This is a genomic window from Streptococcus sp. HMSC064D12 (assembly GCF_001837205.1).
GTDB lineage: Bacteria > Bacillota > Bacilli > Lactobacillales > Streptococcaceae > Streptococcus > Streptococcus salivarius_D.
The window spans coordinates 1-289 of record NZ_KV831719.1 but is presented as its reverse complement, the minus strand read 5'-3'; the positions used below and the strand labels follow the sequence as shown (position 1 = coordinate 289).

Annotated in this window: 1 protein-coding gene; it reads right to left on the bottom strand. The window is 39.1% G+C overall.

The features are described from left to right. On the bottom strand, positions 1 to 289 hold a 289-nt coding region (locus HMPREF2697_RS00845; RefSeq protein WP_142350068.1), incomplete at both ends, for a Spy0128 family protein.

Here is a 289-nt window from a genome sequence, read left to right as displayed (position 1 = left end):
CTTTAGAAACAACGTATTTCTCTGGTTGGAACTTAGGTTTTTCTGGTGGACGAACCGCATTGTTGAATTCTTTATCCGCAATTTGACCGACAGTTGCTACAAGAGCTTTAGCAGTACCATCATGAGAAACAGTGATTGTTACATTCGCTTTCATAGTATCGTATGTAACAGTTGCGTCTGTTCCTTTAACTTCTTCTACTGTAAACTTGTGAACGCCTTCTTGGCCTTTCTTGTACTCAATAGCTTTGAACTTAACGTTACCTTTGGCATCGTTCTTAACAGTTTCGAT